Below are 24590 nucleotides of genomic sequence, written 5' to 3' on the forward strand. Positions count from 1 at the left end.
GACTGCGGGTGCAGTCCTTTTTTTATCTAATATCTTCTAAAATAAGTGCTTTTTCCTGTTTTGAAATAAATGCTCGCTCTGTAAAGACGCGATATTCGTTTTCTCTTGTTTTATCTAAAATGGCTTTATAAAAGTGGGCTGCTGCTTTCACCGGCATACGTGAATATAGGGGGAATTCATGAAGATGGTCAAAAAACTCCTCGTAGTATGCCTCTGCCTCAAAGGCAATGTACTCCCAGACGTGCTGGAAGGCTTGATTGACAATCCCTTCCTGCAATTCTTGCTCTGTGTACCCGAATTGATCCATCACCTGCTTTGGCAAATAAATGCGGTCTCTTTCAGCCTGATCTTCCCCAATATCTCGAAGAATGTTGGTTAGCTGCATAGCGATCCCTAACGAAATGGCTGCTTCTTTTAGCTGCTCTTTTTTACGTGGTGCAATAATGGGAAGGAGCATGAGTCCAACGGTACTAGCAACATGATAGGAATAGATGAGCAGTTCATCTAACGTTTCGTATCGCTGCTGCTCTAAATCCATCTCCTGTCCTTGGAGCAGGTCACGAAACGGGGCTTCATCCATCCGAAACTCTTGAAATGTATGCTCTAGCGCCACCCATATCGGATCATTCCGGTCTACCTCACCTTGTAAAAATCGATCAAACGTCTCCCGAAAGGATGCAAGGTCCTCTTGTGGCGTAGGCGACTCATCTACAATGTCATCTGCTCTCCGGCAAAAAGAATACACGGCCCAGACGGCCTGTCTTTTCTTTTTAGGCAGCATGGAAAAGGCCCGGTAAAACGTTTTGGAATGGGTTTGAATGGTTTCCTCACACACTTTTAATGCTGTTTGTACATCAACCACTTAGCTTCACTTCCTTTCTATCATTCAAATCTTTTAGTAGTACAGAAGCCATGAGCTTCGCACTTTGCATCACGATCGGCACTCCTCCGCCCGGATGGATGGAAGCACCTGCCGCATAAAGATTGTCTGTCTCACTGACCTTCACTTGCGGGCGGAAGACACCTGATTGAAACAAATTAGGCGCAAGTCCAAAGCTGCCGCCTTCAAACAATCCTTCTCGCAAGGAATCATTTGGTGTTCTGACCTTTTTCCAAACAATCGACTCTCGCAATCTCGGAAAGCCTCTTTTCTCAAGGACATCCACCATGTTCTCGACAAACTCTGGCTCCTCTTCCCAGTTGATATGATCACCTGAAGGAACGGGAACGAGCATGTATAAAACACTACAGCCAGCTGGGGCAAGAGATGGATCAATGATCGATGGATTAAATGTATAAAACGACGGGTCTTGAGGAATCGTTTTCGTTTGAAAAACCTCTTTCATATGCTGATCAAAGTGTTCTCCCATAAAAAATTGATGAACAGGTGCTTCATGATACATCTTGTTTAACCCAAGATACACCATCACACAGCCAGAGGACGGCACGTATTTCCGGCGATCTTGTTCGTATAAACCAAACTGTTTTAACGCAGCTGGATAATCTCCATTGATCACAAATGCATCAGCGGCTACATGTTCATCATTCACCTTTGCTTTGACTGCCCGTTTTCCCTCAAACATCAATTGCGTGACTTCTTCATTTTTTCTTACATGCACACCCATTTTGATGAGCTGCCCTTCCAATATATCTACTAAACTTGCATAACCGCCTTTTAAATAGTAAATACCATGTGCATGCTCACTATATGAAACAAGCGAATAAATGGCCGATGCTTCATACGGGTTTCCCCCAACATAGAGAGTTTGAAGTGCGTATGCATCTCGCAGGCGTTCGTCTGAGAAATATTTTTTCAGAGCGCTTTGTACCGTTCGATACGCCTTTAATTTCATTAAAATCTTCATATTGGCTTTTGTAAAAAATGTACGTTTTTCGTGAAATGATTTTTCTAGAAAAGCTTTCTGCCCTTCTTGAAACCGATCCGTCATTTCTTCCATAAACCTCTGGAACCCTTGATCTTCCTTTGGAAATACACGTCTGATTTCATCTAGCTGACGACGTGCATCAGAGTATTTCGTATAGGAGGTTCCATCTTGATATTGAATGGTATACAGCGGATCAAGCTGCAACAGATCAAGAGATGAATCGTCAATTCCTACCTCATGTAAAATGCCTTTTAACATGTCAGGAAGTAGGACAATGGTCGGACCTTCATCTACTTTATATCCTTTCTCACGTACAAATGCAAGTCTCCCGCCAAGCCGTTCATTTTTTTCGACAAGGGTGACATCATGTCCCGCTTTTTTTAAATAAAGCGCTGAGATCATTCCGCCAATACCACCGCCAGCAATCAATATATGTTGTTTCATGAGGCGCTCCCCTTTTCTTGATGCCGCATTGTTTTGTGTGAATGTTTCTCTTTTGAAAGAATGGCATTTGTCGTGATACGCGCTGATTCTAAAATGGTTGGCAGCCCGCTTCCTGGATGTGTGCCTCCTCCAACGAGCCAGCAGTGCTTTAATTCATCAAATTCATTGTGCGGCCTTAGGACCATCATCTGCGTGAGCTGGTGGCCAAGGTTAAATGTAGCTCCTTCATATACGTAAAGGTCTTCCTCCCATTGTGTCGGTGTGATCATCCTCTCAACTTCTATATGCTGCCTCACATTTTGAAAGCCGGTTTTCCGCTCCAATGTATCCAACACAAGCTCTCTAAATTCATCTTGATGCGTTTCCCAGTCAATACCGCTTTGGTTATTGGCAACTGGAGCCAGCACATAAAGAGCTGATTTTCCTTTTGGAGCAAGTGAGTCATCGGTTACACTTGCATTTTGAATATAAATAGACGGATCATCTGGCAGCTCATATGTTTTCGTAATGCCTTTGACGAATCTAGCATAATCATCGGAAAAAACAATGGTATGATGCGGCTCATCGTACATGGTATCCAATCCTAAATAGAGCATAAAGGTAGAGCATGAGAATTTTTTCTTTTTTAGTTTTTTCTCACTGTATTTCTTTAAAAGACCTGGCTCGACAAGCCTTGTCATCACATGTGCAAAGTCTCCATTGACGACAACCTCATCTGCCTGTATTTCTTCCCCAGATTCTAAACGAATGCCTTTTACTTTCCTTCCCTCCGTGAGCAGCTTTTCGACGCCAGCTGACAGATGAATCGCTGCTCCAGCTTCAACCGCCGCCTTTGCCATCGCTTCTGACAGCTGATTGACACCGCCTTTCGGATGGAAAACACCTGAGTCATGTTCCATAAACGAAAGGATCGAGAACGCACCAGGGCATTCCCACGGCGACATTCCTAAGTACTTTGATTGAAATGTAAAGGCATATTTTACTGATTCATTCGAGAAATAGTCTGACAGTACATCATACAAACTTTTATTTAGAGAAAGCTGTGGAAGTGCTTTAATCACCTTCGGACGAAGGTAATGATGAAAGCGATCCATTTTACTTTGTAAAATTGGTGTCAGACGATCCATTTTGCGCTTTGTATCCTTCATAAACCTTAAATACCCTTCGCCCTCACCCGGTGCAAAGGCTTCTAATCGTTTGTACATTTCATCACGATCTCGAATCATATCCAGCTGATTGTCTTGAAATATTAATCTATACATCTCTTTTAATTCAATCACATCAATATAGTCATAAAGATTTTTACCAGCAAAGGTGAACAGCTCCTCTGCAATATGAATCATGCTGAGAAAGGTAGGACCTGTATCAAACGTGAAATCACCAAGTTGAAACTTAGCGTTACGCCCGCCAACAAAGGGCTGTTTTTCGTATACATGAACATCATGTCCTTTGCTTTGAAGCATCATAGCTGCCGCAAGTCCCCCTGGTCCCGCTCCGATCACAATGATTTTCATTATCCTTTTTCCTCCAAATTAATTCACTTTAAGTTAATTATACAAATTAGAAAGACTAGATCAACTTTTGATGTGCTCAAAAAGTCTTATGTTATGTATCAAAAAAGCCGGCTTCCTTTCAACAAGTGCAAGAAAGCCGACCCTGTATTACGCTTCTATATCAATTCGATACGTTTCAAACCAATGATGAATCTGTGCTAGATGGGCAATCAACTGCGGGCCCTTCATGAGCTGGCCATACCATGGCACATGAAAGGAAGCTCCTTCCGTTTCAATCAGCTGCTTTAATTGATGCGGATCTAAAAATTCGTGAAGTACAGAATCTTTTTGCGCGAGACAGTTTGTTAGCATCTCTTTCACAGCCTGAGTATAGGCTGGATGATGTGTTTTCGGGTAAGGACTCTTCTTTCGATAAAGCACTTCATTCGGTAAAATTCCCTCTAATGCTTTTCGTAAAACCCCTTTTTCACGATTTCCATGCATTTTCATTTCCCAAGGAATATTCCACACATATTCGACAAGGCGATGATCTGCAAATGGCACACGCACCTCAAGACTAGCACCCATACTCATTCGATCTTTTCGATCAAGCAATGTTGTCATAAACCAGATCATATTTAAGTAAAAAAGTTCTCTCCGGGCTTTATCGACTCCAGTTTCTCCATCTAAAAGAGGCGTTTCGGCCACCGTTTCTTCATATTTGCTTTGTGCATATTCCTTAAGTGACAGCTTTTTTTGCCAAGAGTCTTGCAGGAGCTGCGTTCTTGCTTCTGTCGATCTCATCCAAGGGAAACTATTTGTTTCATTTGCCATGTGAAACCAAGGATAGCCGCCAAAAATCTCATCAGCACACTCACCTGATAAACCAACAACGAAATCCTTTTTAATTTCTCGGCAAAACCAAAGTAAGGAAGAATCAATATCTGCCATACCCGGTAAGTCTCGAACCTCAACCGCTTCCTTCAGATACGAAGCAAGCTCTTTTTGTCCAATGACACAGCTGTGATGATTCGTTTGAAACGCTTTGGTCATTCGATCAATCCAAGGACCGTCAGCATTAGGCTGGAATTGATTTGCCTCAAAGAATTGATCGTTTCCTTCGTAGTCAATAGAATACGTATGAAGCGGTGCTTTCCCTATTTTCTCAAAATGCTTAGCGGCAATGGCAGTAATGGCACTAGAATCAACGCCCCCAGATAAAAATGTACATACAGGCACATCAGAGACGAGCTGTCTTGTCACGGCATCTGTAAAGAGATGCTTAATGTGCTGTGCGGTGTCATCAAGTGAGTCGGTATGCTGCTTGCTTTTGACATTCCAGTATCTCCACACGCGCAGACCACCTTTTGAAAAGGTCAAGGCATGTGCAGGTCTCAGCTCTTTTATCCCTTTAAACACTCCTTGACCTGGTGTTCTTGACGGCCCTAAGCCAAATATCTCCGACAGCCCTTCATGATCGACTTTTGCTTTGATATCAGGGTGAGCAAGAAGTGCTTTGATCTCTGAACCAAATAAGAAGGAATGATGACGTTCTGTATAGAAAAATGGCTTAACGCCAAGCCGGTCTCTCCCTGCAAATAACAACTCACGCTCACTATCCCAGATCACAAATGCAAAAATGCCATTAAAATGAGAGACACACTCTTCCTTCCATTCTGTATAGGCATGAAGAAGAACTTCTGTATCAGAATGCCCAAGAAAGCGGTGCCCCCTTTTTAACAATTCTTTTCTTATATCCTCCGTGTTATAGAGCTCTCCATTGTATACAATCGTATAAGCATGGTTTTGATGTGTATATGTCATCGGCTGCTTTCCGCCTTCTACATCTACCACCGCTAACCTTTTATGCCCGAAAAGAACATGCTCACTTTTCCATGTATTTGTATCATCTGGCCCTCTTTTAGATAATGTATCTGTCATTTGATTGATTACATGATCCTGTTGGATGAGCTGCTTTTTAAAGTCTGCCCAGCCTGTAATTCCACACATCATCATCAGCTCCCATCCGTTTTTCCTCAAGTGTTCTCATTCAGCCTTTCTTAGTTTATGCATCGTCTCCTTGATAGTTGATTTGTCCTTTTTTCCCGGCGTATAGGACAAGCTTGATTTGGTAAGAAAAGAAAGAGGAAAGGAGCTTTTGCAAATGGAGAATCGAATGAGGCAGCTTGAACGCTGCAGCAGAAGATGGTGTAATGGGTATTTGCTCATTGAAAACGGGCATTGCCTGATTGAAGATGATGAAGGAGAGATCATGCTGCCAGAAAGTCTTCAAAGCACAATGATCTGTTTGAAGGAAAATGACCAATGGACAAAAGGGGAATTGCTCGGTTCTATGATTCTTCATGAAAACGGGCAGCTAATAGAAGTACAGGGAGGAGAAAACATTCAATATACGACGTCTCTTGCCAAAGGCTGGCTTGATCTTCTCATGTTCGTACCGGAAAACGTTTTTGATCACATCCTTGACCAGATAGAGCAGCTTGGTTTTTCCGTCTATGATTGTGTTTTCTCTTCCTTTCATTCATTGCAGCGCGTCTCTTTCTTTCAGTTTTCGGCAGATACGCAATCACTTGCACTTCAATGTCACTATGAGCCAGCCGCCAGTCACATTCGTTTTGAATGGACCACTTCAGACGGACAACGGATCGTTTCACAATTTGATGCCACATAAAAAGGACACTGCTTCGTATAAGCAATGTCCTTTTTATATTAAAAGATATGGAAACCGATCGGCAGACGTAAACCGAGAAGAATGGTCACAATCGCAAATACGATAAAACCAATCAACACACCAGTCACCGATTTTCCTTTTTTCTTGCGCACTAGGACCATTTCCATGAAACCGATCACGAGGATACCAAGAATCATTTTTCCAATATACTCGCCCCCGTAACCTGGAATTTTCATTCCTGTGCGAACATACAGCTCTACGCCTGTTGCAATGATGATCAAGTAGAATAAACGAACGATCATATGCACAATTTTAGCGCCTTTGTCATTTTTACCTGCTAGAGCAAAGGCTACGAAGAATAAAATAATCCCCAGCACCCATGCTGTGATATGTAAATGTGTTCCCATTTGTGATTTCCCCCTTTATCAGAACAAGTACCTTCTCATCGTACCACGAAATAAGTCGAACACAAAGCGACAATCCTGTGTCATCACGCGCTTTATTTGACGTGATTTGTCAGCGTTCCAATCGGTTCAATCGTGATGTCAATTCGATCTCCAGAAGCTAAAAACTTAGGCGGTTCAAAGCCCTTCCCTACCCCAGAAGGTGTACCTGTTGCAATGATGTCACCCGCTTCTAATGTCATCCCTTTTGAAAGAGTGGAGACAATGTCCTCAACTGTGAAGATCATTAATTCCGTACTGGCAGATTGACGAACCTCTCCGTTTACCTTTGTTTCCACATGAAGCGCACCATGATCCTCGATCATTGACTTATGAACGATATAAGGTCCTATTGGGCAGGTAGTATCTAAGCTCTTGCCAATGAAAAATTGTTTATGTTTTTTCTGCAAATCTCTTGCCGTCACATCATTTAAAATGGTGTAACCGAAAATATAATCTTGGACCTCTTCAGGAGCAATGTTTTTCCCTGATTTGCCCATCACGATGGCAAGCTCTCCTTCATAATCCAATTCATTTGTCACATCTTCATGAAGGAGAATGTCCGCTTCGTGTCCAATGACAGAAGTAGGTGCCTTTGTAAAAATCATCACGTCTTTAGGAATATCCGCCGCACTTCCCATCTCCATCACATGATCTTGATAATTCTTTCCGACACACATGATGTTTTTAGACGGCTTTGGAATCGGGGCATGGAGTTTCACGTCCGAAAGCGGATATACATAAGAACCGCGGTCTTCTTCTTTTTTCTCAGCCCAATCAAGAAGCTGCCCGACATGTTCAACAAACTTGTCCCCCATTTTAATACACTCAGATAAAGAGTTTGGCAGTGTCTCAAGCTCAAATAATTTGGCTTCTGCCTTTTTGACGTCCATCACCCATTCATCATCAATGACTACCCCAATAAACATGCTGCTATGTATTTCACCTGTAAAAAACTTCATGTCTTCCCCTCACAATCTTCATTTCGCTAAGTTATGATGTCTCATTTTATTTCTCTATGAAATAAAAAAAACCCTTTTTTATCATACTCTCTTTTAAAAAGGGTTTCAAAAATGATGATTGAATGCCTAGCGGAAACGGCGATATTCCCACATATTCCCTTGATCCCATTTACGCTCAACATTTCCTGTTCTTCGAGAACGATGCTTCTTCTTTCCACATCTATGGCAAGAACGGCTACGTTTATGGTGATGAGAACGTTTAGATCGATAGCTGCGGTGTGACTTTCGGCTCTTCTTATTGTGGGATTTGTGCTTGCTGCGATGTGATTTGCGGCAGCTTTTCTTATGATGCGATCTGTGCTTGCTGCGATGTGATTTGCGGCAGCTCTTCTTATGATGCGATCTGCATTTGCTGCGGTGTGACTTGCGGCAGCTCTTCTTATGATGCGATCTGTGTTTGCTGCGACATGACTTTTTCGGTTCGCTCTTTTTGCTTCTGTAAGATTTTTTGCTTTTACATGACTTTTTGCTCTTCATGCTTTTCTTCGAACGATAGCTTTTCTTAGAGCGATAACTTTTCTTTGAACGATAGCTTCTGTAGCTTTTTTTACTGCGACGTGATTTACGGTGTCCACCACCGCCAAAGAACCAATGACCGCGACTTGAATGACGAGAACGAGCTGACTTGTGCGAACGTCTCGATTCTGGTTCACGATCTAAGTGATGATCACGTCCCTCACTTCGAAGTGAAGCCACTGCATGTTCAATGTGTGAATGATCAAATGTACTCACGAACAATTCCCCTCCCAGTCTATGCTTCGACAAAACAAACAGACAAAGCTGTTTATCTTCTCTGCTTTATGTTACGAGACTCGGTAGACAAGTGTTCGTGACGAATGCCTCTTTCCTTTAAAACTCCATGAATACCTACCAGCGGTACAGGACATTCCTTCACTTTCATATTGTAAAGAAGAGCATATAGGAGGCTGATGAACGTATGAACACAGAACCTTTAAAACAACTTGATATGTGGATTCATCCAAAGGACTTGATTGAATTAAAAAAAGACATTTGGAACGATGAACCTGTTGAAGCTATTCTAAAAACAGGCCAAACCAAATCACATATTTATGCTTCATACCGCGGATCACACATTAGAAAGCTTAAGAAAAAGTCCTATCAAATTGAATATCGAAAGCCGAAACAAAGACAGGGCGAATCGATCTTTCATTTAAATGCAGAGTACAATGATCCTTCGTTTATCCGAAACAGGCTGTCCTTTTATTTCTTTGAGCAGATGGGGGTGCATAGCCCCGCTGCTTCTCATGTGTTTCTCACCATAAATGGAAGAAAAGAAGGGATTTATTTGAAAATAGAATCCGTCGATGAGTTCTTTCTTCAAAAACGGCAGCTTTCAGGAGGCGGCATTTATTATGCGGTTGATGATGACGCGAACTTCTCCCTTTTGAGTTCTTTTGATAAAAAACCAAAAAAGCACCTTCTTCTCGGATACGAGAAAAAAACGGGAACCTCTCAACATGATCAGCAGCTGAGTGAATTTATTTACTTTCTCAACACAGCGAAAGATGACACTTTTGCAGAAAAAATTGAACAATACCTAGATGTGACACAATATTTCCGCTGGCTCATCGGTGTGGTATGCACACAAAACTTTGATGGTTTTGTTCATAACTACGCTCTTTATGTAAATGAACAAGGGAGATTTCAAGTACTTCCTTGGGATTATGATGCAACATGGGGTCGTGACATTCATGGAGAAGAAATGCCGTTTGATTATATCCCAGTAAACGGCTTTAATACATTAACTGCTAGATTACTAGATATCCCTTCGTTTAAAAGAGCCTATTACACACTTTTCCAGCATGTACTCGATACACATTTTGTAGAAGACCGGCTCTGCCCAATCATCGAGAAATGGCATGAATCGATTGAGGATCGAATTGGAGATGATCCATATACGAAAGATCGAAAAGACATCTTGCAGTCTGAAAGAGACTTAATTCGGCAGTATATCAACAAAAGACGACGCTATTTACAGACTGAGATCAAAAAAGAGATATTTGGTACGTAAGAACACTTTCGAATTTTGTCACTTTATTACTCATATTGACGAAACAGCTTTTTTTATAGAAAAATAGGGTATACTAACCATATCCTTCTATTTGATAAAAAATGTGAGAGTTGGCGTCCGTTATGATCAATTATGAAATTGAACAAAAAAGATTACATTTAATTGAGACTGCGAAAAAATTCGGGATGAATGCCGAAGAAACGATCAGGTGCAGTCAAGAGCTTGACACACTCTTAAATAAAGGCATCAAATCCACCTCTAAAGATTGCTCAAAAAAAGGGTAAGCCATACATCTAATTCCTCTCATCAAAAGCTTTCAAAAAGACAATCACACATTAAAAGACCCATCATAAGCTATGGTGAAACGCCCAAAACAAGTGCCCTAATTTTATAAAGGATGTGCACCGCTATGCCGGCTATTGTGGGAGCCTTTAAAGTAAATGCCGTCGGAACGAGCGGAGTCGTTCATGTTGGAGACTGCATCACCATTTCTCCAAATAGTCAGGTTAAAACGTTTGCTGGCGCAGGCAGTTTTAATACAGGTGATCAATTACAAATTAGCAACTACAAAAGTGTGACAAATACGTACGACAGTGATGTCATTGATCAACCGCTTGTTGGTAACTTGTAAGGAGTGAGGATCCGTTGAACTTCTATATTAATCAAGCGATACAAATTAATTATTTACGTGTAGAGTCTGTGAGTAACTCCTCTGTTCTGCAAATTGGGAGTGCTGGATCCATCAAGGCCCTTTCCAACCTGTATAACACGGGAAGCTATGTAGAAGCAGCGCCTGCCGCAGCAGGTACACAAGGTATTGAAGAATCTCAAGGCGCAAGCACAGCACCTTTTGTACCGCTTCAGTCACCAACAACTTAAGCCATCTGCAATCCCCGGAGGTGTATGTAAATGTATGATTATCAGAGCAACGCTTCACAAGTATATGGCATCATTCAAAAACACTCGCAACAAATCATGATGCTTGAAAAAAGGCTTAACGAGCTTCAGCAGGAAATACAAATGATCAAAGATAAACCGACAACGAATATTGAACGGATTGATTATCAATTTGATCAACTGAAAATCGAACGGCTGGAAGGAACGCTGAATATCGGCCTCAATCCATCTGATCCAAACAGTGTTCAAAACTTTGAAGTGGGCCAAACAACAACCCCGGGAATTGGAATGATGCAGCAAGAAATGGCTGGTCAATTTTTCAATCAAACACGGCAGCTTGTCGATGCATTTTTAAATGAAGAAGCACCAGAACTTCTTGAAGAACTAGAACAGCGATACGAAGGGTCCCTCGATGAAAGCAACAAACACCATATCATTGAGGATATTCGCAAGCAAATTGACAGCAGGATCAAATACTATGCGGGACAGCTGCCACACCGGGAAGATATGACACCGCTGCAGCGTTCAGAGCAAATTGCTGAATATGTGAAGCATGATGTAAAGCGGGCGATTGAGCACTTTTTAGCCCATATTCCAAGTGAAACGAAAGGAGAGGAAAACGGATGAATTTCACAGTTGTCAACCGCAACATCGAGACTGGAAGCATTAAAGTAGTCGGGGTATCGTCTTCTTCCCTGTTTATCATCGGGGACACAGACCATGTACAATTATCCTCAATTTTTGATACACCGCCAGAATCTCTGATTATTGGCCCGTTTGTTCCTCTGGCGCCTCGATAATGATCAAACGCACATCTCAAGTGAAGTTCTCAAAGGTGAATTCTGTCGGGATTTCGAGTGTGGTTCAAATTGGTGATACTCAGGAGCTATGCCCGAAAGTCAAGGTATTAGCTGTTCAACGAACCATTAGTTTGTTTTATGGCTATGAAGCAGAAAATTTAGATGCGAAAGAATTTGAAGTGTATTATGAGCCCATTCCTTTGATGCTGCCAGAGCGATCAGTGAGAACAGCATTTTACCATGAAAAGCCTGTGATTAAAGTGTCTTCAATCCATGTAGAAGGGGTATCATCGTCCTCTGTCTATCAAATCGGCTCTACTTGTAGAATGAATGGCGTTGCGCGAGTGAAGCATATTAGAGAGCTGTTTAGCAATGATGAAAGTCCGCAAAACTCACAAATGGACCTACCTGCGCATATGATGGTGATATGACTTCGAATAAAGGATGTCGATTATGCCAGCAATTGTCGGACCCATTTACATTAACTCTATTTCTGGAGGCGTCGTAAACGTCGGTGACTCATTCTACCTGTCGCCTAAAAGTTCGTCAAAATCTGCTTTAGGCTCTGGAGCGGGGAATACCGGAGATTTCTTGATATTAAATAATGGCATTAGCGCCACCAACTATGTGGATCCTGACTTAAACGATCAGAATATGGTAGGCAATGCATAAAGCAGCTCCTCTGCATCCATTTCAAATAGAGGAGCGCTTTTTTATGCTTATTTCTTTCTGCGCTGTCTCGATTTTTTTGTTTTGACCAGCTTGCTTGCCGGCTGTTTCCGAATCCATTTGATGTACGAAGCAAGCTTTTCATCCTGCCTCAGTGCATCAATTGTGTTCAAACGTGCGGCAAGCTCCTGGTTTGTATAGAGGGCATGTACTTGTTTATGACAAGGGATGCATAGGTAGGCAGTCGGTAAAAGAGCCCCGCCTTCTTCTCTTGGGGTTAAGTGATGTTCTGTGAGCAGGACATCTTGTCTTCCGCACATCTCACATAATCCAATTGTTTGCTTTGCCACCCGTGTCATCACCTCAATATTTACATTAATTCCATTGAGACTGTTGTCCCTTTCCCGCTTGGATCTGCCGGATGGACAATCAGTTTTTTCGGCAGCCGCATTTTCAATTCTTCCACATGGCTGATGACACCAACAGCTAAGTTTTGAGACTGTAATTTCTCTAATGCAGTGATCACTGTATCAAGCAAGTCTTGATCAAGGGTACCAAAGCCTTCATCAAGGAAAAAGAATTGCAGCGGGAACTCACCTCTCAGCTGAATCTGCGCTGAAAGAGCTAGCGCAAGCGCAAGCGACGTCAGGAAGGTTTCCCCGCCGGACAAGCTGGACACTGGACGTCGGACACCGCCATTCGCATCATCACGCATGACAAAACCGCCTTCTGAATCAACCTCAATCGCATACCTTTGTCTTGTCAAAATACCAAGACGGGCAGATGCATCACGACTGACACTTTCCAGCTGTTCTTCTGCTAAGAACTCAACAAATGTATTTCCTTTAAACACAGTTTGCAGCTTATCGAGCCGATCAATTTCTTGCTGCAGCTCCGCCAAGCGTTCATGAATACTTGCAAATCGCTGGTGATTTTCTTCCATTACACGCAGATGTTCATATGCAGAGCCGCTCATCACTGTTGCTTCTTCCAATGCCTTTTCTGCCGCTTCTTTCCTCAGTTGAATGTCAGTCCATTGCTTTTCATCTAGTGACTCATCTTTCAGCAGTTCAGAAATTCGCTTTAAGTTTGCGGCACATTGCTTTCTTTTATCCTCAAATTCGTCAATTTCTTGTTTAACAGATTGACGTACTGATTGATTCATGAAAGCAGATTCAATCTCTTGAGGCTTATCAAAAGGAGAAGACTCCGATTCTTTAGTCCATGCTTCACTTGCCTCTTGTTTTCTCCGGTCAGCCTCTTGAAGCTGACGCTCACAGCTTGAAAAATGACTTTGTGCTTCACTAAAGAGCTCCTGCGCGTGCTGTAATTGCTTGTACGATTGCTGTTCCATTTCATTGAGACGAGCAAGCGTGTGTTCAACCTCGATCAGCTCTTCAGAAATAGAGACAGCTTTCAATGGATATCTCCCTAAATCTGTTTCATATTGATGAATGAGCTGCTGCTGGCTTTCTAGCTGATGCGCTAGTTTATCAAGTTCCTTCTCTACATCGTATATGGCTGTTTGCAGCTGTTCTTTTGCCTGCTGTTTTTCTTCCAAAAATGAAATACTTTTCTCAATACGCTCTTTATAGCCTTCCGCTTGCTGGTCCTTTTCATCGATCTGCTTTTGCATCTCTTGTACTTGATGCAATGTAAAGTGCGGGAAAGCCTGTTCAAATTGAGACGTTTGCTCTGAAAGCTCAGATTGAAGCTCCTTGATCAGCCCGTCTAATTCTTCGATACGCTGCTGATCAAATGTCATTTGATCTTTCATCTTGCTTATCTCTGCTGCTTGATCATATGTTTCATCCATTAAACGAGCTCGTTTACGTTCAACTTCTTGAATATCTTGTTTCAAGCCTTTCCATTCTTGCATGAGATACTGCAAGGACTCCGGCTTTTGCACTGCTTCTACTGTTGCTGCAACTTCCGCACCTGGAGCTTTCTGAGATAAAAAGGCAAACTGCTTTACTAATTGATTGGCGTGCGTTTCCAATAACTGCTTGGCTGCATACATGTCTCTTGTATATTCCTCTGCCTGCTTGAGCTCTATGTCCATCCGTTGAATCACTTCATCGATTTGTGCCACTGTTTCTTCATGGTCATTGTTTTCCAGTGCCTTTGGGTCATGATGAATCGATCCACAAACAGGACATGGCTCACCATCTACGAGCTCTGCCGCTAATTCTTTTCTTAATTCTGCCGCCCTAACAGCATCACGCTGTTTTAATTTTTCGAGCTTCTGACTTTGTTCTCTTTTACTCCATTCTGTAAAAGCCCGTTCAAATTCACATACATAGAAATAGAGCTGTTCAATCGCTTGAAACGATTGGTCTATTTTTTCATGATGGTCTTTTTGCTGTTTTTGAAGCTTTTCATATGCTGCTGCGGTCTGTGTTGATCGCTTTTTGAGCTCCTCCATCTTTTGTTCTTCCTTGTGTATGCTTTGGTGTATTCTTTGAATATTTTCGCTTAAACGCAAAGCATCCTGTACACTTTTCCGTTCTTTTACAGAGACTTGTAATTGCTCCAGCTCACGCTTCAGCTGTGTTTGTTTTGTCAGTGCACGTTCTAACAAAGATTGGAGATTGTCTGCTTCTTCTTTCTTTTGTAATAATTGCTGTGCTGTATCGTTTTTTCGCTGTTCGATTGCCGTCTTTTCCTGAAGAGCCGCCTCTTTTTTCCGTTCAATTTCCTTTAGCTGAAGCAGCTGCTCTTTCTTTTGAAGAAGTTCTGGCTCAGTTTCTATTTTCTTTTGCCTTGCTTGCTCATAGTTCTGTGTCATTTGATCATAGATCGTTCGTTGATGCAGCAGCTGATTTTCTGCTTCCTGCTTCTCTTTTAATGCTTGAGAAAGCTGATTTTCAGCCTTTGTTAATGCATCCGCATAAGGCTTTAATGCCTCTGCCTGCTCAGCAATATGAAGCTTGGCCTTTTTCTCTTCCATTGATGGTGTCAGTTGATTCAGATGGTTTAGTTCCGTCTCATAAGCTTCTTGTTCCTTTTGATACTGCCAAATTGTTTGCGCCTTTGTAAAAGCAGTGAACGCCTCATCCCGCGCTTGTTTTTTCTCATGAAAAATAGCCTTTGCCTGCTCTGCCGCTTCCTTTGCCTTTGCGAGCGCCTCTGGACCAGCTTCACCTAAACCATTCAGCTCAGCAAGCAGTTCATTTTTTTGTCCATACTGATTCTGCGCCTTTGCGCGCAAACGTTTAACGAGCTGATCCCCATACTTCTCTAGGTTAAACAAACGCTGAAGCATTTGTCGTCTATCGGCTCCTTTTAAAGAAAGGAATTCTGCAAACTTCCCTTGGGGCAAGACAACCGCTCGCGTAAAATCATCAATGGTTAACCCGAGTAATTCTTCTATTTTACGATTGACCTCACTCGCTTTATCTGCAAGAACTGTCTGCGTATCACCAATTTCAATCAAACGGCATAGTGTCGTTCTGACTTTCATTTCATCTGCCCGCTTGAAAGCACGTTCTACTTTATAAGAAATGTGATGTTCCTTTTGCAAAGCGAACGTAAAGGAAACTGACAGCTTCTCTTCCGCTTGGTTCAAAATACCATGTGTATTATTTAACGCACGTTCCACTTTGCCATAAAGTGCCAGGGTCATGGCGTCTAATATGGACGACTTTCCGCTTCCTGTCGGTCCAAAAATGCCAAACACACCTGCATCACATAATGAGCTAAAGTCAATTGTTTGTTCTTCTCTGAAGCTATGAAGTCCTTTAATGGTTAGTGTAATCGGCTTCAAGTCGCTTCCTCCTCTTGCATTTCATTGGCGAGCTCCAAAAACAGCTTGACTGTTTTTTCATCAGGAAGACCGCCGCCTGTCTGGCGCTCATAAAATTTCACGAACCGCTCTTCGATTGAGAGCTTTTCGACTTGCTTTTGTTCTTCCATTTGCTGAAGTTCTTTAAATTTCGGTCTAATATGGACAAACCCGCTATGCTGCTTTCGGAGCTGATGAATCTCTTCTATGGAGAGCTGATCTGTTAAATGAATCTCTAAATCAATCCATGCCTGAAGATCCCGTTTTTCATCCAGCCACTCGTGTACTTGGCTCAATCCTTCAGTTGCCTTCCATTTCACAAGTGGTTTTCCGCTTGATAACAACACTTCTTTCCAGCTTGCTTTTTCATTAGGTTTTGCCTCTACAATCGTGACTGATTTGGCATATCCTGATTCAGAAAAGCTGTAAGCAAGAGGGGACCCGGAATAGCGGGCAATCGTTTTGGCACGTTTGATGGTTTGCGGGCGGTGCAAATGACCAAGGGCCACATAGCAGGCTGCTTCTGGCAGACTTTCAGCCGCAACGGTATATGCACCGCCTACTTCAATCGGTCTTTCTGAATCTGTTTGACTTCCTCCTGCCACATAAATATGGCTTGTTGCGATATTGACCGTATCGGCTTGAAATTGAGCGCTTAAATGTTGGAACGCTTGCTGTATTTTTAAATTGTAATGATCACGAAGCAATTTCTCTTCAAATGTTTCAGCCAGCACCTCGTTAAGTCTCGCTTCAGACGGATAAGCGAGTGCTGCAATGGATAAACGTTCACTCGAAGAAGGAACATCGACGCGGATGATGTCATTTGTCGGATATCCAATTAAATGAATCCCCTGATCATTTGTTAAAGGAGATGCGGCAGATAGTCGATCCGGATTATCATGGTTGCCTGAGATGACCACGACCTGACGTTTTCCTTTATCAGATAAGGCAGATAGACTTTCATAAAAAAGCTGTTCTGCTCTAGCAGGCGGATTCACTGTATCAAAGGCGTCTCCAGCCATGACAATGACATCAATGTGTTCGTCTTTTACGATTTGATACAGCTCATCTAAAAACTGTGCTTGCTCATCAAGCCGGCTCCGGCCTTCAAGGGTTTTTCCTAAATGCCAATCTGCCGTATGCAGAATCCTCATTTGATTCACCTCTCATTCCGATACATTTATAATGAAATTTCTAAATTCCCATCAAAGAAATAAAGAATTTTCTCCTCTAATGTTCTGTTTGTTAAACGTTCTACTGCTTTTGCATATAACGCTATTTGAGTTTCATAGCGCTTTTTCAAAATAGGTACAGCTGCTTCAAGACCGCCTGTATATCTGCCTTGCACTCTATCTGTTTTATAATCTAGTAAATATAGTTTTCCATCCGTTTCAAATAAACAGTCAATCATCCCTTGAATAAGGACAGGCTCCCCCTCTGCATCAATATGGCTGTATACCTCTTTAACAGGTAACACCATACTAAATGACACTTCTCGTTTCACCCAGTCCGCTTTCAGCAGCTTTTGCCCAATAGAAGTAGAGAAAAAAGCGGAAATTCCTTCTTGATCAATTGACTGAACTTGCTCATTTGTTAGCAAGTCCCGCTGCTGTAAGGAATCGAGCAGCTGATGTATATGGATTTCATCGAGGGGCTCGTCAGAAGAAAGCGGAATATGCTGCATGACTGTATGCATTGCGGTGCCTTGCTCTGCGGCAGTGAGTGCTTTTTTCTTCATGAAAGCCGGCCGGTCATACAACGTTGCATGAGCTCTTCTAAGAGAAGAAGGAACACTGTACTCATCCTGTATTTCTTTCATTCTCTTTATCTCTGAAACAGACTGCTTTGTGCCGACTTGTGAAGCCGCTAGATACGGATATCTCCATGAAAGTCTCTCTGCTACTTTCTCATCAGCATCACCATATCCTTCAACAGGTAAGCCGTCCATCAATGCTTGTACCACCTCATCTTGCTGCTTCTTTTCAAGTGACATATCTTCTTTTAGAAGATCGGAAGCTTGAGTAAATGAGATTGTGAATGCTGATGGGTGCGAAAGAACAACATCACCTGTTTCTTCTAAAATAGATGACATTGCTTGGTGACGGATGAGAGCAGGACCAATAAAATCTAAGTATGTTTTCGATTGATAACGTTCAAAATCAGGGAGGAGCCAGTCCTCTCCGGTTGCAGCATTTTGCCATTTGCTTAATGCCTTCACCTGATTTTTGACAGAGCCGACAAGAAATAATTTTTCCTTAGCCCTTGTGAGCGCTACATATAGAACTCTCAGCTCTTCAGATAATAGCTCTTTCCTCATCTTTTTTTTCATCGCAACAAGCGGTAATGTTGCATAACTAATTCTCAGCTCTGGATGAATATATTTGCTTCCAAAGCCTAATTCTTTATCAAGTAAGTAGGACTGGTTTAAGTCCATCATATTAAAGTTTCTGCCGAGTCCTGCGGTAAAGACGACTGGAAATTCTAATCCTTTACTGCTGTGGATCGTCATCATGCGAACAACGTCCTCTGTTTCACTGAACGTTTTTGCCGCCCCAAGATCATCTCCACGCTCCTGCATTCTTTCGATAAAGCGAAGAAAACGGAACAGCCCTCTAAAAGCAGCTTTTTCATACTGCTTCGCTCGATCATAAAGAGCACGGAGATTCGCCTGTCTCTGTTTGCCTCCAGGCATCCCGCCGACGTAATCTAGATACTGCGTATCGCGGTATACTTCCCAAATCAATTCCGCTACTGAATGATTCATAGAGAAATCACGCCACTTACGCAGCAACCTGAAAAATCGTTCTAGTTTTTTGCATGTAGGGTGATCTGAATGAGTCACACTCATAAATGCTTTCACAGCATCATAATAGGTGCCTTTTTTATCACTCGTGCGGATCAGTGCCATTTCATTTTCGTCTAAATGAACAATTGGTGATCTTAATACAGCTGCAAGCGGAATATCTTGATATGGATTATCAATGACTTTTAACAGAGAAAGAATCACGGACACCTCTGTTGCTTCAAAATAACCAGAGGAAAGATTCGCATACACAGGGATTCCTTGCTTCTTCAATTCCTCCATCATTTGCGGTGCCCACGGCATGGAGCGAAGCAAAATCACAATGTCTCGATACTGCAAGTTACGAGTCATTTGCTGTTTTGAATCGTACACTTGAAATGGCTGCTCCACCAATTGTCTTATTTTTTTAGCAATGACTCTCGCTTCAAGCTGTACGGTTTCTAGCTCTTCTCGCTCTTCGTCAGTTTCTGCTTCCTGTTGATCTAAATGTACAAGAAGCATTTCTGTCGTTGTATCTTCGCTTTCTGGATAACTCGCTCCAAGCTTTAATTCAGCTTGTTCATCATATTCAATTTCTCCAACTGTTTCCCCCATCAGCTGTTTGAACAAAAAGTTCGTACTGTCTAACACATCTGAACGGCTGCGGAAGTTTTTATTTAAATCAATTCTCTTCCCTGTTTCTTTGCCGTCTGGTGTGAATTGTTTATATTTGTTTAAAAAGAGCATGGGCTCAGCCAGTCTAAAACGATATATGGACTGCTTTACATCACCAACCATAAACAGGTTGCCCTCTGCAGCATGTTCCCCTTTAGATACAAGCTTTAAAATCGTTTCTTGCACAAGGTTTGTATCTTGATATTCATCAACGAGCACTTCTTCAAACTGCTGTTGATAGTACTTGGCCGCTTCTGTTTCGATCAAATTTCCTTCCGCGTCCTGCTCTGCTAAAATGCGTAAGCAATAATGCTCTAAATCCGAAAAATCCACGATTGATTTTTCTTGCTTCGCTCTTTCGAAACGCTGTCCAAATTGGATGACAAGCTCCACAAGTGTCTCGACCACCGGCTTCATTTCAGCTAAGCTTTTCAAGTGCTGGGCCGGACTGCGCATAAAGTATTCATCTTTAAGCTTTTCTAATTGTTTTTTTGCTTGATTGCGTGCATCTGTGGCTTTTTCTAACAGCACAGGGTCATATTCGTCCCCTTTACATGTTTTGAGCCTTTTAAAATTGATGTTTGGCAAAAGCTCGTAAAGCTTCTCAAAATCATCTTGGTGCCTGATTAATTCATTGACTTGCTCTAAATCATCTATAAAATTTTCTGCTCTCGGTGCCGGACCGCCCGGTTCTTTTGATAGGGTGAGGGCTCGTTCGAGCAGTTCCAGACAGCTTCGAAAAACGAGAGAAAGGTCCTCTTTGATATATGGGTAAAACGGTAATTGTTCTACTTTTGTTTGAGCATCTACATCATAAAGAGAAAGGAATGCCCTCATCCATTGCTCAGGTGAAGGGTGAGATCTGGAAAACTCATAAATTCTCTTCACAAGCCATTGCAAGTCTAAATCATGACGATCAGAAGTGTAACGATCAACCAGTTCAAAGAACGCTGGCTTTCCAGCCTTATATTCATCCTCAAACAGTTCATCTAACACTTCATCACCTAATAATTCTCCTTCTGTTTGATCAGCCAAACGAAAGCCTGGATCTAGGTCAATCTCATAGTAAAAGGTGCGCAAAACCTGCAAGCAAAAGGAGTGCAGGGTGGAAATATTGGCACGATTCATGAGCGACAGCTGTCTTCTCATATGAAGGGACCCGGGGTTTTGGGCTAATTCCTTTTCAAGTGCTTCTGTGATCCGATGCTTCATCTCTGCCGCAGATGCATTTGTGAAAGTCACAACGAGCAGACGATCCACATCAATTGGATCTTCAGGCCGGGTCATTTTTCGAATCAGCCGTTCAACCAAAACAGCTGTTTTACCTGACCCTGCCGCCGCCGCAACAAGGATATCTTGTCCTTCTGAAACGATGGCTTCCCACTGGTCATCCGTCCAAGTACTGTTATTCGGTTTTGGTATTTGCATACTGATCCCCTTCTTTTTTGATCCGGTCTATCACAACATCATCCTTTTCAGATGAAAGCACTCTAAATTCATTATCTTCTATCGATTCATCAAATTGGCAAATAGACTTAAATGAACAAAAGCGGCATGGTGTTTGATCCTTCAATTTATATGGATTAATGGCTACCTCGCCATTTGTAATTCTTTCGCCTGCCTCTTCAAACGTGCGCCGAACATGCTGTGTGAGTATATGAAAATGATCTTCACTTAAAACAGCAGAGTCAGAACGGAAAGACCCATCCTTTTTCAAGCCGGCTTGAATGACTTGTGATCTTCCTGATTCAAGCGTTTGATCCATTAGCTTTACCGCTTCTACATCTTCAAGCAATAGACCTTTCATTTTAAATTTCTTGAATATTTCCTGCTCAATTTCATCCTCTGCAAGCGGAATCGGTGCTTGAATGAGCGGATCATGAATATGGAAATATAAAATGCCAGCTGGTGTTGCTTCTACACCGAGCCACTCCTTCGAATACGTAATGGCCAGGTCTAAGTATGTGAGCATTTGCAAGGCCAGCCCATAGTATACTTCTGCTAGATCAAGACCTTTCTCACTCGATTTATAGTCGACGATTCTCAACAGCAGCCCTTTTGAACCTTCTGCTTTATCCACCCGGTCAATTCTTCCAACAAGCTCCATCGTGCAGCCATTTTTCAATTGAAAAGTAAACGGTGGAAGTGGTCCTTGGCCGCCAAAGCCTAACTCAAGCCCAACGGGAGAAAATCCACTCACTCTTGCATGCTCACTTAATATAGAAGAGACTCGAATCAAGATTTTCTGGAGCTTTTCTTTAATATAAGCATGCCGGTTAGAGCTTAATAGGATTTCCTTTTGAAGACGCGGAGCAAGCTGTTCGATTGCATGTCTTGAATAGTTGACACAGTCATCCTTCGTTAGGTTTTTCCAATCCTTTTTTTGTTCAACAAGCGTATCTGAAATATGCTTTAAGGCCGAGTGAAACAGCTGGCCGATATCGGGTGCTTCCAATTTATAAAATTGCCGGTCCTTTAGTTTTAACCCGTGGGAAGCAAAGTGAGAAAATGCACACGCATTGAATTTCTCCATTCTTGAAACACTGCCTTGAATGTGATCACCATAAAGTTCTTTTGTGACGTTTGGTTTTAAGCGCTTCGCTCGATTTGTAAAAAACAAACTCGACAAGATGTTTTTTGATACATCCCGATGAGATGACGTCATCAAATAATTATAGACACTCCACCATACACCACTAATGGGATATTGGTTGAGCCATTGCTGCAGCTGCGAGACAGTATACGATAACGAGACATGCTCATTCGCTACAAATTTTAATTGCTCCTTGTCATCCAGCTGTTCTGGGTCTAACACATACAAAGCATGCTCATGATTTGGCATAAGCTCCTGACAATACTTGATAAGAGTCGAAGGCAATAGAGAGCGCCCCTCTTCATCTGACACTGAATAAGACAGATACAAATGATGAGATGGACTCGACAGCGCCTGGTAAATTAAAAATTGCTCATCTAGCAGCCGTTCCTTTCCTGTCTCTGCCAGCTCTGCTCCTGCTCGTTTTAACCATTCCCTGTCATCCTCAGACAATACACTTTCGTCAGAAGGGCGTGCGGGAATAACGCCATCATTTACCCCAATGATAAACATACACTTCACTTGATACATTCTGGATAAATCCATACTTCCGATAAATACTTGGTCGAGTGAAGGCGGAATTAAAGCGAATTTTAAAGAGGCCAATCCTGTATCCATCATCTGTTGGAATAAAGGAAATGAGAGCTCCTCCTCACCGAGCATTTCCACAAATTCGTCCATTAATTGAATAACAGCTTCCCATACTTGTCCATGCTGCATGGCTTCAGCTAATCTACCTGCTTCTTCAGCTTCCAGCCTAGCCTTTTCAAGTTTATCCGGCACTTGTATTTCCTCTAAAAAGACATAGACTGCCTCTACCATGTCTTTTACCTTTTGCGCTTTTTTCAGCCTTTTTTGCAATTGGAAAAGCGGAGGTGCGATCCATTCCTTTACATCATTCAGCATCTGTTCCATTTCAATTTCTTGATCTGTTTGTCCAAAATCCTCATCTAAGGATTGAAACCGCCTGTAATGGAAACGGGAACCGTTTGTCCAGCGTTCTCCTTTTACACCATAAGCAATACAGTAGTTTTCAAGCTGATCTGCCTGTTCTCTCGCTTTGTTTTTGGCAAGTTCGAGCGGAAATAAGAACTCTGTCTTCACGCATCGAAACACGGCCTCATACCGCCAGTTTCCTTTTATGACATCCAAGCTCGAACGAATTAATTCAATGAGCGGATGATACTGCATCGATTCATTTCCATCAATAAAAAAAGGAATATCGTAATCTCGAAAAACCTCTTTTAACGTATCTTTATAGTCGTCTACATGCCGCGCTACAATCGAAATATCTCGCAGTCTAAGTCCTTCTTCTCTCACTAAATGAAGAATTTCTCTCGCTACTCCCTCAATTTCAGCTCGTTTACTCGCACTTTTAGATACTGTGAGATGAGGAGTGACTTCCTGATATGGCTGCACCGGTCTCTGCTCATATTGCCGTTCTAAATAAGCAAGATCCGGCGTATGAAGATGACGGTTATTTCTCTCCAAAATGTGCTCAGAAATGGCCGCTCCGCACTCTTTGGCAAGCTGATAGAGCTGGAAATACGTTTTACCTGTCATACGAAATAAATCAAGTTCATTTGGCAGCTTATCATGATAGGAACGATCCACTGTGAAAGCAGCCGTTATTTTCTCAGCATGCAGCAGAAGCTGTTCAATGACGAGAAGCTGCTGCGGTGTAAATTGATAAAAACCATCTATATAAATGTGTGCTCCTTTTATTTCTTCAGATAAAGGAATTTGCTGCGTGAGAAGTGTCAAATAGTCTTCTGAGTGCACATATTCATCTTGTAAATGCTGCTCCATCTGCTGATAAAGAACATGCAGATCATGCAATTTCTCGGCTGCCCGTCTTTCTTCTGTATACTCTGAATGCATGCTCGATAATGAAATTTTTTCAATATCCTCCGGCAGCATGCAGTATCTCTTGAACTCAGCCATCGTCTTTTCGATTTGCTCCACAAACCCCGGCTTATCACTCGCTTTTTTGAATACCTTAAACTTTTCTTTCTCCTCTTCAATCACTTTTCTTAAAAGCATTTGAATTCCTGTGCTTGTCACAAATTGCCGGTTCGCTCCGCCAGTCTGCTGTAAAATAGACCAAGCAAGACGCGTGAAACTAAATACTTTTGCCCTGATCATCCCGCCAGCTTCAGACGTTTTTGCAAGCTCGTATTCCATTAAGAATGTCATTTGATCCGGGACTAAAAAAATGATTGGCGGACCCAACGGATCAAGCCGAAGCTGTTCTTTGATTTCCTCTAAGATTGCAGTCGTTTTTCCACTCCCCGATCTGCCTGCTAAAAACTGAATCTCCACGCTCCACAACACCTTTCTTATGTACTCATATTCTAGCGAAAATAAAAGTAAATAGC

At 42.2% G+C, this 24590-nt stretch carries 21 protein-coding genes; 9 read left to right on the plus strand and 12 right to left on the minus strand.

Annotated features, from left to right (window positions below; translation table 11 throughout):
• Positions 1 to 22: 22 nt before the first annotated feature.
• From M1D84_RS13615 to asnB, 4 genes are all read right to left on the minus strand, one after another.
• The gene (locus M1D84_RS13615) at positions 23 to 862 is read right to left on the minus strand and encodes a phytoene/squalene synthase family protein (protein ID WP_024425091.1); all 840 of its coding nucleotides are present in this window, start codon (positions 860 to 862) and stop codon (positions 23 to 25) included.
• Positions 855 to 2330, minus strand: coding sequence for a phytoene desaturase family protein (locus tag M1D84_RS13620; protein ID WP_103132116.1), 1476 nt, complete (start codon positions 2328 to 2330; stop codon positions 855 to 857). Before M1D84_RS13620 ends, M1D84_RS13615 begins: the two co-directional genes overlap by 8 nt.
• Positions 2327 to 3844, minus strand: a complete 1518-nt coding sequence (locus M1D84_RS13625) for a phytoene desaturase family protein (RefSeq protein WP_041089746.1) — start codon at positions 3842 to 3844, stop codon at positions 2327 to 2329. Before M1D84_RS13625 ends, M1D84_RS13620 begins: the two co-directional genes overlap by 4 nt.
• A 147-nt stretch (positions 3845 to 3991) precedes the next feature.
• Positions 3992 to 5833 carry an asparagine synthase (glutamine-hydrolyzing) gene (gene asnB / locus M1D84_RS13630; RefSeq protein WP_073979865.1) on the minus strand — a complete coding sequence of 614 codons (1842 nt, stop codon included), beginning with the start codon at positions 5831 to 5833 and terminating at the stop codon, positions 3992 to 3994.
• Between the two features lie 154 nt (positions 5834 to 5987).
• On the opposite strand from asnB, the gene M1D84_RS13635 reads away from it, so the two are divergent.
• Positions 5988 to 6515, plus strand: coding sequence for a DUF2777 family protein (locus M1D84_RS13635; protein ID WP_283859997.1), 528 nt, complete (start codon positions 5988 to 5990; stop codon positions 6513 to 6515).
• 38 nt (positions 6516 to 6553) lie between these two features.
• On the opposite strand, the gene M1D84_RS13640 is transcribed toward M1D84_RS13635, so the two are convergent.
• The 3 genes from M1D84_RS13640 to cotG all read right to left on the minus strand — a co-directional run bounded on the left by M1D84_RS13640 (position 6554) and on the right by cotG (position 8712).
• Positions 6554 to 6922, minus strand: a complete 369-nt coding sequence (locus M1D84_RS13640) for a YisL family protein (RefSeq protein WP_024426524.1) — start codon at positions 6920 to 6922, stop codon at positions 6554 to 6556.
• Between the two features lie 92 nt (positions 6923 to 7014).
• Entirely contained in the window at positions 7015 to 7920 is a 906-nt protein-coding gene (locus M1D84_RS13645; protein WP_024425509.1) for a fumarylacetoacetate hydrolase family protein, read from the minus strand.
• A gap of 126 nt (positions 7921 to 8046) precedes the next feature.
• Positions 8047 to 8712, minus strand: coding sequence for a spore coat protein CotG (cotG, locus tag M1D84_RS13650; protein ID WP_456534641.1), 666 nt, complete (start codon positions 8710 to 8712; stop codon positions 8047 to 8049).
• Positions 8713 to 8917: 205 nt separating this feature from the next.
• On the opposite strand from cotG, the gene M1D84_RS13655 reads away from it, so the two are divergent.
• From M1D84_RS13655 to M1D84_RS13690, 8 genes are all read left to right on the plus strand, one after another.
• Positions 8918 to 10012 (plus strand): CotH kinase family protein, encoded by a 1095-nt coding sequence (locus M1D84_RS13655; protein ID WP_224426383.1) that lies wholly within the window; start codon positions 8918 to 8920, stop codon positions 10010 to 10012.
• 122 nt (positions 10013 to 10134) lie between these two features.
• Complete coding sequence (locus M1D84_RS13660; protein WP_029707539.1) at positions 10135 to 10296, plus strand: aspartyl-phosphate phosphatase Spo0E family protein; 162 nt, start codon at positions 10135 to 10137, stop codon at positions 10294 to 10296.
• Positions 10297 to 10421: 125 nt separating this feature from the next.
• A complete protein-coding gene (locus M1D84_RS13665) occupies positions 10422 to 10643 on the plus strand; it encodes a spore germination protein (RefSeq protein WP_024425506.1) in 222 nt (73 codons plus the stop codon).
• Positions 10644 to 10657: 14 nt separating this feature from the next.
• A complete protein-coding gene (locus tag M1D84_RS13670) occupies positions 10658 to 10891 on the plus strand; it encodes a spore germination protein GerPB (RefSeq protein WP_003210877.1) in 234 nt (77 codons plus the stop codon).
• A gap of 30 nt (positions 10892 to 10921) precedes the next feature.
• The gene (locus M1D84_RS13675) at positions 10922 to 11536 is read left to right on the plus strand and encodes a spore germination protein GerPC (protein ID WP_024425505.1); all 615 of its coding nucleotides are present in this window, start codon (positions 10922 to 10924) and stop codon (positions 11534 to 11536) included.
• Entirely contained in the window at positions 11533 to 11709 is a 177-nt protein-coding gene (locus tag M1D84_RS13680) for a germination protein GerPD (protein ID WP_003210893.1), read from the plus strand. Before M1D84_RS13675 ends, M1D84_RS13680 begins: the two co-directional genes overlap by 4 nt.
• Positions 11709 to 12140 (plus strand): spore germination protein GerPE, encoded by a 432-nt coding sequence (locus M1D84_RS13685; protein ID WP_024425504.1) that lies wholly within the window; start codon positions 11709 to 11711, stop codon positions 12138 to 12140. Before M1D84_RS13680 ends, M1D84_RS13685 begins: the two co-directional genes overlap by 1 nt.
• Positions 12141 to 12162: 22 nt before the next feature.
• Positions 12163 to 12381 (plus strand): spore germination protein, encoded by a 219-nt coding sequence (locus M1D84_RS13690; RefSeq protein WP_003211468.1) that lies wholly within the window; start codon positions 12163 to 12165, stop codon positions 12379 to 12381.
• 47 nt (positions 12382 to 12428) lie between these two features.
• Here M1D84_RS13690 and M1D84_RS13695 read toward each other — a convergent pair whose 3' ends face one another.
• Genes M1D84_RS13695 through addB form a run of 5 tightly spaced genes read right to left on the minus strand, consistent with a single transcriptional unit; the run spans position 12429 to position 24534 of the window.
• Positions 12429 to 12728, minus strand: a complete 300-nt coding sequence (locus M1D84_RS13695) for an HNH endonuclease (protein WP_073204616.1) — start codon at positions 12726 to 12728, stop codon at positions 12429 to 12431.
• Between the two features lie 20 nt (positions 12729 to 12748).
• A complete protein-coding gene (locus M1D84_RS13700) occupies positions 12749 to 16144 on the minus strand; it encodes an AAA family ATPase (RefSeq protein WP_277722174.1) in 3396 nt (1131 codons plus the stop codon).
• Positions 16141 to 17316: an exonuclease subunit SbcD gene (gene sbcD, locus M1D84_RS13705; protein WP_122631156.1), complete on the minus strand. Its 1176-nt coding sequence runs from the start codon at positions 17314 to 17316 to the stop codon at positions 16141 to 16143. Before sbcD ends, M1D84_RS13700 begins: the two co-directional genes overlap by 4 nt.
• 26 nt (positions 17317 to 17342) lie before the next feature.
• The gene (gene addA / locus M1D84_RS13710) at positions 17343 to 21047 is read right to left on the minus strand and encodes a helicase-exonuclease AddAB subunit AddA (RefSeq protein WP_268415748.1); all 3705 of its coding nucleotides are present in this window, start codon (positions 21045 to 21047) and stop codon (positions 17343 to 17345) included.
• On the minus strand, positions 21025 to 24534 hold the full coding sequence (addB, locus tag M1D84_RS13715) for a helicase-exonuclease AddAB subunit AddB (protein ID WP_332284636.1): 3510 nt from the start codon (positions 24532 to 24534) through the stop codon (positions 21025 to 21027). The genes addA and addB overlap by 23 nt, the downstream gene beginning before the upstream one ends.
• Between the last annotated feature and the right edge of the window lie 56 nt (positions 24535 to 24590).

It is taken from the genome of Bacillus sp. PK5-006 (assembly GCF_054161415.1).